This is a genomic window from Dokdonella sp. GW821-FHT11D02 (assembly GCF_058808595.1).
Genome location: NZ_CM179520.1, coordinates 1067051 through 1082130, shown reverse-complemented (window position 1 = coordinate 1082130; position 15080 = coordinate 1067051). Strand labels below are relative to the sequence as shown.

The 15080-nt window shown below is 64.3% G+C and carries 11 protein-coding genes; 7 read left to right on the top strand and 4 right to left on the bottom strand.

The features are described from left to right. Nucleotides 1-48: 48 nt before the first annotated feature. Nucleotides 49-1014, bottom strand: a complete 966-nt coding sequence (gene rluD, locus AC3QL3_RS04460; RefSeq protein ID WP_492897108.1) for a 23S rRNA pseudouridine(1911/1915/1917) synthase RluD — start codon at nucleotides 1012-1014, stop codon at nucleotides 49-51. Between the two features lie 180 nt (nucleotides 1015-1194). Between rluD and AC3QL3_RS04455 the strand changes: the two genes are divergently transcribed. Continuing rightward, nucleotides 1195-2034, top strand: a complete 840-nt coding sequence (locus AC3QL3_RS04455; protein ID WP_492897106.1) for an outer membrane protein assembly factor BamD — start codon at nucleotides 1195-1197, stop codon at nucleotides 2032-2034. 67 nt (nucleotides 2035-2101) lie between these two features. Here the strand turns inward: AC3QL3_RS04455 and AC3QL3_RS04450 are convergent, their stop codons facing one another. The 3 genes from AC3QL3_RS04450 to sucC form a co-directional block, all read right to left on the bottom strand. Further along, nucleotides 2102-3736 carry an NAD+ synthase gene (locus AC3QL3_RS04450; protein ID WP_492897104.1) on the bottom strand — a complete coding sequence of 545 codons (1635 nt, stop codon included), beginning with the start codon at nucleotides 3734-3736 and terminating at the stop codon, nucleotides 2102-2104. A 183-nt stretch (nucleotides 3737-3919) separates the two neighbouring features. Beyond that, nucleotides 3920-4792: a succinate--CoA ligase subunit alpha gene (gene sucD / locus AC3QL3_RS04445; protein WP_492897103.1), complete on the bottom strand. Its 873-nt coding sequence runs from the start codon at nucleotides 4790-4792 to the stop codon at nucleotides 3920-3922. Nucleotides 4793-4809: 17 nt separating this feature from the next. Continuing rightward, nucleotides 4810-5976: an ADP-forming succinate--CoA ligase subunit beta gene (gene sucC, locus AC3QL3_RS04440; RefSeq protein WP_492897102.1), complete on the bottom strand. Its 1167-nt coding sequence runs from the start codon at nucleotides 5974-5976 to the stop codon at nucleotides 4810-4812. A 215-nt stretch (nucleotides 5977-6191) separates the two neighbouring features. Between sucC and AC3QL3_RS04435 the strand changes: the two genes are divergently transcribed. From AC3QL3_RS04435 to AC3QL3_RS04410, 6 genes are all read left to right on the top strand, one after another. Beyond that, nucleotides 6192-7820, top strand: coding sequence for an ATP-binding protein (locus AC3QL3_RS04435; protein WP_492897101.1), 1629 nt, complete (start codon nucleotides 6192-6194; stop codon nucleotides 7818-7820). Between the two features lie 121 nt (nucleotides 7821-7941). Next, nucleotides 7942-9384, top strand: coding sequence for a sigma-54-dependent transcriptional regulator (locus tag AC3QL3_RS04430; RefSeq protein WP_492897100.1), 1443 nt, complete (start codon nucleotides 7942-7944; stop codon nucleotides 9382-9384). A gap of 105 nt (nucleotides 9385-9489) precedes the next feature. After that, entirely contained in the window at nucleotides 9490-10230 is a 741-nt protein-coding gene (tfpZ, locus tag AC3QL3_RS04425) for a TfpX/TfpZ family type IV pilin accessory protein (RefSeq protein ID WP_492897099.1), read from the top strand. A gap of 288 nt (nucleotides 10231-10518) precedes the next feature. Then, a complete protein-coding gene (locus AC3QL3_RS04420) occupies nucleotides 10519-11007 on the top strand; it encodes a pilin (RefSeq protein ID WP_492897098.1) in 489 nt (162 codons plus the stop codon). 91 nt (nucleotides 11008-11098) lie between these two features. Continuing rightward, complete coding sequence (locus AC3QL3_RS04415; RefSeq protein WP_492897097.1) at nucleotides 11099-13102, top strand: hypothetical protein; 2004 nt, start codon at nucleotides 11099-11101, stop codon at nucleotides 13100-13102. Between the two features lie 106 nt (nucleotides 13103-13208). Continuing rightward, the gene (locus AC3QL3_RS04410; RefSeq protein ID WP_492897096.1) at nucleotides 13209-15080 is read left to right on the top strand and encodes a hypothetical protein; all 1872 of its coding nucleotides are present in this window, start codon (nucleotides 13209-13211) and stop codon (nucleotides 15078-15080) included.

Sequence of the window (15080 nt, the reverse complement as noted above, 5' to 3'; positions counted from 1 at the left end):
CATCGTCGGGGAAACCGAGAAGAGCGTCCTAGCTCCTACCCTCGCGCTTCAGTCTTTCGCGTTCTTCGTATCCTCGCGCAAGGCTTTCGCCAATCCGGAAAAGTCCGCCGGTGCATCGGCGGCGACCGCGACCAATTCGCCCGTGCGTGGGTGCAGGAATTCGAGCCGTTCGGCGTGCAGGGCCTGGCGGCGGAATCCGCGCAGCGCTTCGACCAGCTCCGGCGTGGCGCCCTTGGGCAGCTTGAGCAAACCGCCGTATTGCGGATCGCCGACCAGCGGATGACGCACGTGCGCCATGTGCACGCGAATCTGGTGCGTCCTGCCGGTTTCCAGGCGGCACTCGATCAGGGTCATCGCGCGGAAGCGCTCGCGCACGCGGTAGTGCGTGACCGCTTCGCGGCCGTCCTCGCGTACGGCCTGTTTGAGACGGTCGCGCGGATGTCGGCCGATCGGCGCATCGACGCGACCGCCGGCGATCATCGCGCCGTAGACGATCGCGACGTATTGCCGGTGCACCTCGCGCGCGGACAGCTGCTCGACCAGGGAGGTGTGCGCACGCAGGGTGCGCGCGACTACCATCAGTCCGGAGGTGTCCTTGTCCAGACGATGAACGATGCCACCGCGCGGGATCTCCGCGAGGCCGGGATCGTGGTGCAACAGCGCGTTCTGCAAGGTGCCGGCGGCGTTGCCTGCACCTGGATGCACGACCAGGCCGGCCGGCTTGTTGACCACCAGCACGTCGGCATCCTCGTGGCGGATGTCCAGCGCGATCGCTTCCGGCTGGGCGCCGATCTCGCGTTCCATGCGCACTTCGAGCGCGATCGCCTCTCCGCCGCGCACGAGCTGGCGCGGCGGCACCGCGGCGCCGTCGAGTAGCGCATCGCCCGATTTGATCCAGGCGGTCAGGCGCGAACGCGAGAAATCGGGAAACAGCTCGGCCAGCACCTGGTCGAAGCGGCGGCCGGCCAGTTCGATCGGCACCTGCGCGTTCAGGCTGGATTGGGGGTCACTCATCGGACAATTCCTGACCGCTGGCGCGTTTCCAGCGCGGGCGGAGTTCGGGTTATGATCGTTGTTTGCAGCCGGCGCCGAGGCGCCCGACGATTCGCTCGACCTGTCGCCGGCCATGCAACGGACGGTACCTGTCGCGACCGTTCGATCTCATCCCCCATCATCGCAGAGCCTGCCGCCCGCATGCGAGTTTCCAGAAATCTCCGCTTCGTCCTGCGCCTCGCGCTGGTCCTGCTGCTGGTGCTGTTGGCCAGCTGTTCGCTGTTCAACCGCAAGAAGAAAGGCGACGCCGCTGATACGCTGCCGGTCGAGCAGGTCTACCAGACCGCGACCGAGCTGCTGGAAGGCGGCAACTACGACGGCGCCGAGCGCAGCTATCAGCGCCTGATCTCGCGCTTTCCGTTCGGCCCGTACACCGAGCAGTCGCAGCTCAATCTCGCCTACGCGCAGTACAAGGCGGACAAGCCCGAGGACGCCTACTCGTCGGTCAACCGCTTCATCAAGACCTACCCGACGCACAAGCACATCGACTACGCCTACTACCTGCGCGCGCTGATCAATTTCAACCGCTCGTCCGGCTTCCTCGAGCGCTACATCGGCCAGGACATGACGCGGCGCGAACAGGCGTTCCAGCGCCAGTCGTTCGACGACTTCAGCTCGCTGATCTCGCGCTACCCGCAGAGCCGCTATACCGCCGACAGCCGCCAGCGCATGATCTTCTTGCGCAACGAGATGGCACAGGCCGAGCTGCACATCGCCCTCTTCTATCTCAAGCGCAATGCCTTCGTCGCCGCCTCGAATCGCGCCAAACTGGTACTCGAAACCTACCCGCAGTCACCGCAGGCCGGCGACGCGCTGGCGATCATGGTCGAAAGCTACCGCGGTCTCGGCCAGGACAAGCTCGCCAGCGACGCCGAGAGCGTGCTGAAGCTGAATTATCCCGATCACCCGTTCTTCCGCGGCGATTGGCCGCGCTATCCGTCGAACTGGTGGAAGTTCATTCCGCTGATGAATCGCGGTTGAGGTCGCGCTTTCCCCTCTTCCGCAAGCGGGAGAGGGAGCGGCTTTCTGGATTTTCTTCGCCGATGTTCTAGCGCCAACCCGAGGTGATCGGATAGCGCCGCTCGCGCCCGAACGCGCGTCGCGACACCTTCGGGCCCGGCGCCGCCTGATGGCGCTTCCATTCGCTGATGCGCACCAGCCGCAGCACTTGATCGACGGTGGTCGCCGCAAAACCGGCCTGCACGATGTCTTCGCGCGACTGCTCCTGATCGATGTAACGGTACAAGATCGCATCGAGCACGTCGTAGGGCGGCAGCGAGTCCTGATCGGTCTGGTTCTCGCGCAGTTCTGCCGACGGCGGACGCTCGATCACATCCTGCGGAATCGGCGGCGCCTTCGCATCCTGCGCGTTGCGCCAGTTCGCCAGCGCGTAGACCTCGGTCTTGTACAGGTCCTTGATCGGCGCATAGCCGCCGCACATGTCGCCGTAGATCGTGGCGTAACCGACGGCGTATTCGCTCTTGTTGCCGGTGGTCAGCAAGAGCCCGCCGAGCTTGTTCGACAACGCCATCAGCACCGCGCCGCGGCAACGCGATTGCAGGTTTTCCTCGGTCGCGTCCACCGCGCGCCCGTCGAAGACCGGCGCCAGCGCATCGGCGAAGCCGCGCACCGGCGCCTCGATCGGAATGGTCAGGATTTCCACTCCGGCTGCCTGCGCCTGCTGCTCGGCCAGGTCATTGCTGAGATCGGAGGTGTAGCGTGAAGGCAGGCGCACCCCGGTCACGTTGCGCGCGCCGAGCGCGTCGACTGCGAGCGCCAACACCAGGGCCGAGTCGATGCCGCCGGAAAGGCCGATCCACGCGCGCCGGAATCCGTTCTTCGTGAAGTAATCGCGCGTGCCGCGCACGATCGCGCGCCAAGCCAGCGCCTCACGGCTCTCGTCGGTCTCGGCCGGCCAATCGGACGGCGCGAACTTGCGCGCGGCGCGATCGTAGTCGGCCACCAGCCAGTGGTCTTCGAACGCGCGCGCGGCCGGATGGATGGTGCCGTCGCCGTCGGCGAGTACCGACGCACCGTCGAACACCAGCGCGTCCTGCCCGCCGACGACGTTGAGATAGGCCAGCGCGACGCCGGTTTCCTTCACGCGCGCGGCCAGCAAGGCGTCGCGCTCGGCGAGTTTGTCGCGCTCGAACGGCGAGGCGTTCGGCACCAGTACCAGTTCGGCACCGGCGCGCGCTGTCGCGGCCAGCGGCTCGGCGAACCAGAGGTCCTCGCAGATGACCACGCCGAGCGGCACGCCCTTGACCTCGAACACGCAGGCCTCGCCGTCGGGGTCGATCTCGAAATAGCGACGTTCGTCGAACACGGCGTAGTTGGGCAGCTCGCGCTTGCGATAGGTCGCGACAACGTCGCCGTCTTGCAGCACGCTGGCGGCGTTGTAGACCACCGCGCCGGCCGCTTGCGGCCAACCGACCACGGCGACGATGCCGCGTACCTCATGCGCGATACGCAGCAAGGCGGCTTCGCAATCGGCCAGAAAACTCGGCCGCAGCAGCAGGTCTTCGGGCGGATAGCCGCTGATCGCGAGTTCGGGAAACAGCACCACGTCGGCGCGATGGACATCGCGCGCCTCGACGATCATCGCCGCGATGCGCTCGGCGTTATGGGCGACGGCGCCGACCGGGAAATCGAACTGAGCGAGAGTGATGCGAAGCGGAGCCATGCGATATGGATCGGGAGTGGGACGCGCATCATAGTCGTTCGCCGCCCGCGCGGAAGCGCAGGCGGCGCGCGCACGCTGCGACGAAGTTCGTGCGCGCTCGCTCGCACGTGTGGCCGGCGCGGCAAAAAGAAAGGCCGCGGATCGCTCCGCGGCCTTTCGCAGGCAACTGCGCGCGAGCGCGCCTTACTTCATCTTCTGCGCCAGCGTCTTGCCGAGGTCGGCCGGCGATTTCACCGTCGTCACACCGGCTTTCTCGAGCGCGGCGAACTTGGCCGCGGCCGTGCCCTTGCCGCCGGAGATGATCGCGCCGGCATGGCCCATGCGCTTGCCGGCCGGGGCGCTGGCGCCGGCGATGAAAGCGACCACCGGCTTCTTGACGTACTCCTCGATGAATTCGGCCGCCTCTTCCTCGGCGCTGCCGCCGATCTCGCCGACCATGATGATGCCTTCGGTCTGCGGATCGTCTTGGAACAGCTTGAGGCAGTCGATGAAGTTGAGGCCGTTGATCGGATCGCCGCCGATGCCGATGCAGGTCGACTGGCCGAGACCGACGTTGGTGGTCTGGAACACCGCCTCGTAGGTCAGGGTGCCCGAGCGCGAGACGATGCCGACCTTGCCCGGCTTGTGGATGTGGCCCGGCATGATGCCGATCTTGCATTCGCCCGGCGTGATGATGCCGGGGCAGTTCGGACCGATCAGGACGGTGTCCGGATAGCTCTTGAGCACGTTCTTCACGCGCAGCATGTCGAGTACCGGAATGCCTTCGGTGATCGTCACGATCACCTTCACGCCGGCATCGGCGGCTTCGAGGATCGCGTCGGCCGCGAACGGCGGCGGCACGAAGATCATCGAGGCGTCGGCGCCGGTGTCGTTCACCGCATCGAGCACGGTGTTGTAGACCGGCAGACCGATGTGCTCGCTGCCGCCCTTGCCCGGGGTCACGCCGCCGACCAGCTTGGTGCCGTATTCCAGCGCCTGCTCGGAATGGAAGGTGCCCTGCTGGCCGGTGAAGCCTTGGGTGATGACCTTGGTGTTCTTGTTGACCAAAACGCTCATGGAATTCTGTCCTTCGCTCAGGCGGCCTTGACGGATGCGACCGCTTTCTGCGCGGCGTCGTTCAAATCGTCGGCCGGCGTGATCGCCAGCCCGGAGTTCGCGAGCAGCTCGCGCCCCTTCTCCACGTTGGTTCCCTGCAGGCGCACGATGACCGGAATGGTCAGGCCGACTTCTTTGACCGCAGCGATGATGCCCTCGGCGATCAGGTCGCAGCGCACGATGCCGCCGAAGATGTTGACCAGGATCGCGCGCACCTTGTCGGAAGAAAGAATCAGCTTGAACGCTTCCGTCACCCGCTCCTTGGTCGCGCCGCCGCCGACGTCGAGGAAGTTGGCCGGCTCGCCGCCGGCCAGCTTGATCACGTCCATGGTCGCCATCGCGAGACCGGCGCCGTTGACCATGCAGCCGATGTTGCCGTCCATGGTGACGTAGTTGAGGTTGTTCTTGACCGCGGCCGCTTCGGCGGCGTCTTCCTGCGACTCGTCGCGCATCGCGGCGAGCTTGGGATGGCGGAACTCGGCGTTGTCGTCGGAATTGACCTTGCCGTCCAGCGCCATCAGATCGCCGCTGCCGACGATCGCGAGCGGATTGAGCTCGACCAGGGCGAGGTCCTGTTCGTTGAACAGCTTGTACAGGCCGAGCATGATCTTGGTCAGCTGGTTGGCCTGCTTCGCATTCAGGCCCATGTCGAAGGCGAGCTTGCGGCACTGATAGGGCTGCAGGCCTTCGACGAAGTTGATCTCGAGCGTGTGGATGTCCTCGGGCGTGTCGCGCGCGACCTGCTCGATGTCGACGCCGCCCTGCGCCGAAGCGATGAAGGAAACCGTCTTGCTGCCGCGGTCGACCAGGATCGACAGGTACAGCTCCTTGACGATGTCGCTGGCGTCGGTGACCAAGACCAGATTCACCGGCAGCGCGCGGCCGCCCGACTGGTAGGTCTGCATCGCCTTGCCGAGCATGCCGGCCGCGGCCGCCTTGACCTCGTCGAAGGATTTGCAGAACTTCACGCCGCCGGCCTTGCCGCGGCCACCGGCGTGAATTTGCGCCTTCACCATCCACTGCTCGCCACCGAGCGAGCGCGCCGCTTCGACGGCTTCCTCCGGCGTCGCCGCGACCTTGCCGGGCGGCACCGCGATGCCGTAGCTGGCGAACAATTCCTTGGCTTGGTATTCGTGGAAATTCATGAGGCACCTTGACAGTGGGACGCGCGGGAGCGGCGCAGCAGCGCGCCGTGGAGCGCAATCCGGAGAGCGGCAGGCCGCGACCGGCCGCGAAACGGGCGCCTATTCTCGGGGAACCTCCGCGTGAAATCAAAAGTCCGTCACGTTTCAGACACTGCGGGCGCGCGTTCGCCGCGCCGGCGCGCGCTGTCGCTATACTCGGGCCGCAAGGGGACGCCGTGACTGCAGACCGCCGAGCGCGCAACAACGCCGACATGCCGGGCGACATCACCCGGCGCGAACTGTATTTCTTCAATCTTTACCGCTGCCTGGAGGCGGTGGTCTACGTCGCGCTCACCTACAGCCCCTACGCGGTCGAGTGGGTCAAGGTCACCCGTCCGCTGCTCGGCCAGATCGTGGCCGGCGCCTATCTGGCCGTCTCGCTGCTGCTGCTGTTCGGCACCGACCGGCTGCGTGCGCGGCTCGCTGACGGCATCAGCCTCGCGCTGCTGATCGACATCCTCGCCGCTTCGCTGATTCTCACCTCGATCGGCGGCTACGAGTCGATTGCCCTGATGGTGCTGGTCAACGTCGGCATCGCGTCTCTGCTGCTGCCGCGGCGCGCGTTCCTGTTCGCCAGCATCGCCGCGCTCGGCCTGATCGTGCCGTACGTCTACGGCCGTTTCGTCGACGTCACCTTCGCCCGCTCCGCCGCCCAGACCGTGGCGATCGCGACGGCGTCCTTCGTCGTCGCGCTGCTGCTGCGGCACGTCGGACTGCACATGCGCGCGACCGAAGCGCTGGCGGAGAAGCGCGGCGTCGATCTGCTCAACCTCGAACAGGTCAACGAGCTCATCATCCAGCGCATGAAAACCGGCGTACTGCTGGTCGACGCGGCCAACGCGATCCTGCGCATCAACGAATCGGCCTGGCACCTGATCGGCAATCCGCCGCCGGACCAGCGCGAACTCGGCAGCGTGGCGCCGGAACTGTCGCGCCGGCTGTACCACTGGCGCCATTCGGGCAAGACCGATCAGACCGCGGTGTCGCTGGCGTCGGACATGCCCGAGGTGATTCCGCGCTTCACCCGCCTGACCCCGAACGACGACACCAACGTGCTGATCTTCCTCGACGACACCTCGTTGTTGTCACGTCGCGCCGAGGAACTCACGCTGTCTTCGCTCGGACGCCTGTCCGCCTCGATTGCGCACGAAATCCGCAATCCGCTCGCTGCGATCCGCTACTCCGCGCAGCTTTTGGCCGAATCGCCCAAGCTCACCAGCGAAGACAAGCGCCTGGTCGAGATCGTCAACAACCACTGCACGCGTGCGAACGACGTGGTGGAGAACATCCTGCAGCTGTCGCGGCGCGAGCGCTCGCGCCCGGAGAGCATCGACTTGAATGCGTGGATTCTCGCCTTCGTCGAGGACTACAAGCAGTCCAACGATCTTGGCGGCGACCACCTGCGCGCGGTCACGCAGAATCGTCGCATCGAGGCGATGGTCGATCCGCAGCACCTGCAACAGGTGGCCTGGAACCTGGTGCAGAACGCGCTGCGTTACGGCCGCCACCCGAACGAGCCGGCGCGCGTGACCGTGGTCGCGCGGCTGGCGGCCGACAAGGGACCGCCGCTGATCGAGATCGTCGACCGCGGCCCCGGTATTCCGCCGAAGGTCGCCGCGCGCATCTTCGAGCCGTTCTACACGACCCACGAATACGGCACCGGACTCGGCCTGTACCTGGCCAAGCAGATGGCGGAAGCGAGCCAAGCCGCGCTCGAATACGTGCCGGTCGCCGGCGGCGGCGCCTGTTTCCGTATCACGCTGACGCCGGCCGGCTCGCTGCTGGCCGCGAGATTGGCCGGCTGATCGATCCGGCCCCGCCGATAACGGCCGCAGCCCCACCGCCCCATGCCGAATTCGCAATTCTTTGCCTTGACGCGCTTCACGCTCTACGCTTGCGGGCATTCCTGAGCCTCGAACCGACCGCATGAGCAAGCATTACGCCCTGGTCATCGACGACGAACGCGACATTCGCGAACTGCTGACGTTGACCCTGGGGCGCATGGATCTGATGGTCGATACCGCCGCGACCGTGGCCGAGGCGCGCCAGCGCCTGTCCGAGCGCAGCTACGCGCTGTGCTTCACCGACATGCGCCTGCCGGACGGTTCGGGCCAGGAGATCATCGCGCTGATCGCGGCGCAGTATTCGGAAACGCCGGTCGCGATGATCACCGCCTATGGCAACGTCGACGCCGCGGTCGACGCGCTCAAAGCCGGCGCATTCGACTTCGTCTCCAAGCCGGTCGACATCAACGTGCTGCGCCGCCTGGTGCAGACCGCGCTGAAACTATCGGAAGAAAAACGCAGCGAGCAGACCGCGAGCAGCTCGAAATTGATCGGCGACTCCGCGCCGATGAATCTGCTGCGCGCGACCATCGCGAAAGTCGCACGCAGCCAGGCGCCGGTCTACATCGCCGGCGAGTCGGGTACCGGTAAGGAGCTGGTCGCGCGCCTGATCCACGAACTCGGGCCGCGCTCCGCCGCGCCGTTCGTGCCGGTCAACTGCGGCGCGATTCCGTCCGAACTGATGGAGAGCGAGTTCTTCGGCCACAAGAAAGGCAGCTTCACCGGGGCCAACGTCGACAAAGACGGCCTGTTCCATGCCGCACAAGGCGGCACCTTGTTTCTCGACGAGGTCGCCGAGCTGCCGATGCACATGCAGGTGAAGTTGCTGCGCGTGATCCAGGAAAAAGCCGTGCGTCCGATCGGCGCGCGCGCCGAACTCGGCGTCGACGTGCGCATTCTTTCGGCCACGCACAAGAACCTCGCGCGGCTGGTCGAACTCGGCTCGTTCCGGCAGGATCTCTTCTACCGCATCAACGTGATCGAGTTGCGCGTGCCACCGCTACGTGATCGGCGCGAGGACATCCCGCAACTGGCCGGGCGCGTGCTCGAACGGCTAGCGCGCGAGGGCGGCGGCGAGCCGGCGCGCCTGTCGCCGGAGGCTCTGCAAACCCTGCTCGGCTACGACTTCCCCGGCAACGTGCGCGAGCTGGAGAACATTCTCGAGCGCGCCGTCGCGCTGTGCGAGAACCAGCGCATCGGCATCGAAGACCTGCGTCTGCAAGTACGCGAGCGCAGCGCCGGCGAGACCGCTGCGACCTGGGCGAATACGCCCAGTACAGCAGGCCCCTTCGCGACGCCACCCCCGGAGTCGCGCGTCGCGACCGCCGCGGCTTTTGCGAACGACGACGACGACCCGATCCGCGGCCTCCCCAGCGACCTGGCCGCAGCAGTCGCCGAGACCGAGCGCGCCGCGATCATGAAGGCGCTCGAAGCGACGCGCTGGAACCGCACCGCAGCGGCACGCCAGCTCGGCTTGACCTTGCGGCAGCTGCGTTATCGGCTGGAGAAGCTCGGCATCGAGTAGGACGTTGTTCGCGACATGCGAAGCACGTCACGAAAAGCTTCCGTCCGTTTGTAACGGTAGGCGATTGACGTATATTCGCGCGCGTTCCGAAACCGGGGAATGCCCATGACGCGCTGGAAAGCGGCTGCCATCCACGTCTCGATCAGTATCGCCATCGGCCTGCTCTCGGCCGCGCTGATCTTCGGTGTTTGGTATCCCCCACCGTATAGCCGCGCCACCGGCGCGCCTGAGCTGGTCATGCTGCTGCTCGGTGTCGATCTTGTGCTGGGGCCGCTGCTGACGCTGGCTGTGTTCAAGGCCGGCAAGAAGGGCATGAAGTTCGATCTCGCCGTGATCGCGCTGCTGCAGGCCGGGGCGCTGATCTACGGCATGTCTATCGTCGCGCGGGCAAGGCCGGCTTTTATCGTCGCGGCGATCGACCGGTTCGTGCTGGTATCGGCAAACGATCTCGATCCCAAGGATTTGGCCGACGCAAAACCCGAATTCCGCTCCATCCCGTGGACTGGGCCGCGTACGGTTGGCATCGAGCTACCGCCAATAGGCAAAGAACGCGATGAGCTGATCTTCTCGGGACTTGCTGGTAAGGATGTCGAGAAATTTCCGAAATACTACATCGACTACCTCGCCGTCGCGCCCGCGCTGCTATCGAAAGCAAAGACGGTCGACCAGCTGCGACAAACACATCCGAACGCGGCTTCCACGATCGATGCTTGGCTAAGCGCCAACGCACGCGAAGCGGCCACGGTGCTTGCGCTACCGATCATCGCACCGCGTGGCGAATTGACGATGCTGCTCGACGGCAAGAGCGGTCAGCCGCTCGATGCGCTGCCGATCGATATCTGGTGAGAGTCCCGACGCTGCTGTGCTCGATCGACTGGCTTGGCTGTACGCAAATTGTCAGTCCCTGACAATTTACGCGCCGCGATTTGTCCTTCGAGAGACCCAGTTCGCATCCTCGATTTTTGACGTGAAGCAAATGTGATCGGGTGCTCGCTGCGGGTCTTGGCACGGAAGCTGCTGCTACTACGCCGCGAGCCGTCGATTGCCCTCGGAAGCGATCGCGGAAGCGGGCCCGCCTGGCACGGTTGGCGGCTCTTAGGGGTAACACCGAACCATCCATCCAGAGGCATCACCATGAACAAGATGATCCAGAAAGGCTTCACGCTGATCGAATTGATGATTGTCATCGCGATCATCGCCATCCTGGCGGCTATCGCGCTGCCGGCCTACGCTGACTACGTCAAGCGCGCCAAGGTTTCCGAAGGCATTCTCGCCCTCAGCGCCTGCCGCACGACGGTGACCGAGGTGTATCAAAGCGCCAAGTCGGCCAACCCGGCGCCTACCATCAATGGTTGGGGCTGCGAAAATACGGCTGCTGCGGGTGCAACGCAGTACGTGAAAGCCGTCACGACCGACGTCAATGGCGCCGCTACGGTCGAAATGAAAGGCGTGAAGGATACCGACATCGACGGCAAGTTCATTACTTTGATTCCTCAGTCCGCGCCCGGCACCGCGGCTGTGTGGACGACAGCCTGGGGTAAGCAGCTCAGCGGCTTCGTCTGTGGCGGCACTGGCACCACTGTCAAGGTGAAGTTCCTGCCTGGCTCCTGCCGCGGCAGCTAAACAGTGCGGTCGAGGTAAGACCAAAGAAGGCCCCGCATGGGGCCTTCTTTTTTTGACTTATAGTCTGCGTTTAGGAATCCACCACCGAGAAATGAGCGACATCCCACCCCGGGCACCTTCTGATGTGACGGCATCGACACACGGCCCGGCAATCTGGATCGTCGTGGCTTGTTTATTGACTGCTTTGGCCTATCTGCCCGGGTTGTCGGGCCCATTCTTACTCGATGACATCGTCAACCTGCAGCCGCTCGGCGCCTGGTTGACCGGTGCGATCGACTGGCAAGAGATGCTGTTGGGCAATGCCTCTGGCCTGTTCGGTCGGCCAGTCGCCATGGCGAGCTTCATGCTCGACGCGCGTCTGTTCGGGGGCGACCCGCTGCCGTTCAAAGCGACGAACCTCATCCTTCATCTCCTGTGTGGGCTGCTCCTCTTCGCTCTGTGCCGCCGACTGCTGGAGCGCGATGCAACCATGCGCCAAGCCGCGTCATGGTGGGCGCTCGGCATCAGCGCTGTCTGGCTACTGCATCCGATCCAGGTCAGCACGGTGCTGTACATCGTGCAGCGCATGGCTCAATTGAGCGCGCTCTGTGTGCTCGTCGCGCTGCTCTGCTATTGGCGTGGACGCAACCTCTTGGAACAAGCCGCGCACGCGAAAAATAACGAAGGATCGACACAATCCGATCATGTTTCGTCACCTACCGCACTAGCCTGGCTGTTCCTCGCCTTCCCGCTTGCGACGCTGGCGGCTACGCTATCGAAGGAAAACGGCGTACTGGCCCCTCTGTACGCCTTGGTGCTCGAACTCTGCTACTTCGGGGTCATTGCACGCCCGCGAGCGGTACGAACGTTCTTCGCGATCTTCCTGTTACTGCCCGGACTCGTGATCGCAGGCTGGTATGCAACGCATCCCAATTCGCTCCTGATCGGCTACGAAATCCGCGACTTCACCCTAGGCCAGCGCCTGCTGAGCGAGCCGCGCGCGCTACTGGACTATGTCGGCGTCATGTTATTGCCACGTGGGGCGGCGCTGGGCTTGTACGGCGACGATTTCGTCGCGTCGACCAGCCTATTCTCCCCAGCGTCGACCTTACCTGCGATCGTATTCTGGATCGTCGCGACAATCGCTGCATGGCGGTTGCGGCGGTACAACCCCACTTTCGCTGCCGGCGTTTTCCTGTTTCTCGCCGGACACGCGATGGAGTCGACGGTGTTCGCGCTCGAGCTGTACTTCGAGCATCGTAACTATTTGCCGAGCATCGGAGTGTTTCTTGCGCTGGCTGCTCTATTGAACCGCGCCGCGATGTATTTGAATGAACGAACCGACGCAAAACGACTGCTGCGTTTCGCAGCGGCAGCGGCCGTGGTGGCTCTGGGTTTCGCCACCCACACACGTGCGTGGAGCTGGCAAGCCTGGTCCGTAATCGTCACGCAGGCGGCTGAGACGCATCCGAACTCGATGCGCGCCCAGCTCGACTTGGCTGCGCTGTTCATCAAGAGCGGGCAGTTCGACCGCGCCTACGGAGTCTTCGCGCAGTTACGCGATCGTCCTTCGCGCACGTCACGCAATGTCGGCGCGATCGACCCTCTCGTACTCGACTGCCAGACCAAGGGCGCAGCGGATCCGCAGCATCTTGCCGATGCTCAAGCAATCGTTGGGAAGAGAATCGGCAATTACGAAATCACTGCGGTAAGAATGTTGGTCGATCAGCTCAATGCGCGACCTTGCGAGAACTTTTCTCTCACTGCATTCGCGGAATGGGCCGCTGATCTCGCGAGCCGCGCTCCACAAAATCCCTCGACGTATCCGGTCTGGACGCTACGCCACATCGCTGCCGATTTCTTCCGGCGCGCGGGCGATCTGCCCCGTGCGCAAGAGCAAGCGCTGGCCGCATGGTCAACCAGCACTAATCCACCCGCCGGTCTTCTGCTGGTCGATTTACTTACGGAAATGAAACAGTACGAACAAGCTGGGCGGTACCTGGACGAGGTGCGCCCGCGGATGCGTCGTTACGACGCGGAAGGGGGTCGTGCGCTGGTCGCCGCCGAAACCAAGTTGCGCTTAGCGAAAGAGAAACCCGCGGAAACTTCGCCGTAGCGGGTGCTGATACCCTACGTCGAGACCCATGCAAGAATGCCGTGATGTACGACGATTGCGGCGCCTACGCGCCGCCATTGCCATCCCAACCTAAGGCCCACAGCGGATGGCCGACGCAACGCTTCTTCGACGTTACGCATTACCCGCAAGCTTATTTTTGACGGCGCTCGTCTACTGGATCGGGCTGCATGGCCCTTTGCTGTTCGATGACCGCGCCAATCTGCTCCCAGTGGCGGCTTGGCTGGAGGGGCGCACCGACGGCTTCTCAGTCTTGTTCGGCAATACGTCCGGGCACCTCGGGCGACCGGTTTCGATTCTCAGCTTCATGCTCAACACCGCCCTGTTCGGACCAGGAATTTGGGGGTTGAAACTGGGCAATTTGCTGGTCCACCTTCTCAACGGCGTGCTCGTGTTCGTGCTCTTTCGGGACCTCCTGCGCTGCGGCGCGCTGACGCGGAGCCGCGCGGAGGCGGCCTGGTGGCTTCCTTGGCTCGGCGCATCGATCTGGCTGTTGCATCCCTTGCTGGTCAGTACCGTTCTATACGTCGTCCAGCGTATGGCGATGCTCAGCGCCTTGTTTACCTTGCTTACGCTGATCGCCTATGTCCGCGGTCGCCTCGCACTCACGCAAGGATTGCGACGAGACGGCGTGATGCTGCTGGGCCTCGCCGTTCCGCTTTGTACTGCGCTCGCCGCCTTGTCGAAGGAAAACGGCATACTCGCGCCGGCGCTGTGCGCGATGATCGAGCTGTTCGCGTTCCAACCAGCCGCAGGTTCGCGTCGCACGACGCTATCGCGCGCATTCATTCTTGCCGTTCTGGTGCTGCCGACTGCGATCGTTTTGGCGCTGACTTTCACAGGCTTTCCGTCGATTCTCGCCGGTTACGAGAATCGACCGTTCTCGCTGACCGAACGACTGTTGACCCAGCCACGTGCGCTGTGGTCTTACGTAGGAGCCCTACTGCTACCGAGCGGTCCGCAGATGGGTATCTATCACGACGACTACGTCATTTCGCGCGGATGGCTCGATCCGCCGACGACGGCGATCGCGATCGCGGCCTGGCTGGCCGTGATTGCTGCGGCTTGGCACTGGCGCAGACAAGTTCCGGGTTTCGCGCTCGGCATCGGTCTGTTTCTGCTCGGCCACGCGCTGGAATCCACGGTGTTCCCACTGATCATGTACTTCGAACACCGCAACTATTTTCCAGCCGTCGGATTGATCTGGGCGATTTTGAGTCTCGCGGCGATCGCCGGTCAGGCCATGCGTTCTTTCCTGCCCCTGTCGCCACGCATCGTCTCTGCCACCGCCTACGCTTTGGTACTGGCACTCGCCGTGTCGACCGCGGCTCGGGCCGGGGTTTGGGCCAGTCATCATTCGATCATGCAACAAGCACTCGCCCACCATCCCGATTCACGTTGGCTGCGCCAAGATCTGATCGCCGAAGCCATGGGACAGCAGCCGCCCGATTTCGATGCCGTGCGTTCGCACGCGGACAGCCTGCTCACTTCCGCCGATCCGAGCACGCGACGGCTTGGCGCGCTGGAACGGATTCTTGTCGACTGCAATGTCGGAGCGAATGCCGACGCCACCGCCGTGAAGATCGCGTACGACGGTCAGCCCGAACCGATCGAAGCGGACTTGCTCGCCGTATTCGAGCTGCTGGGCAAGCGGCTGCGCAGTGAACCTTGCGCCGGCCTGCCGAACGACGAGGCCGCAGCGCGCCTCGCCGCACTTCTAGATCACTCCCGACTCGGTGCGCACAACCCCGCCGTGCGGGCGTTGCGCTTGGAGGTCGCAAAACTGTACGCAAGCGCGAGCAATCCGAGTTCGGCAATGACCCAGGCGCGCTTGGCACTGCCAGAGGGGATGCACGACCCGAAAGTAACTGCTTTCATCGCTGACCTGAGCCGAAGCGCAGACGCAAGCACCGTCAACGGATCGAGCGATTCCAACCGACCCGCGGCAGAGCGCCACTAG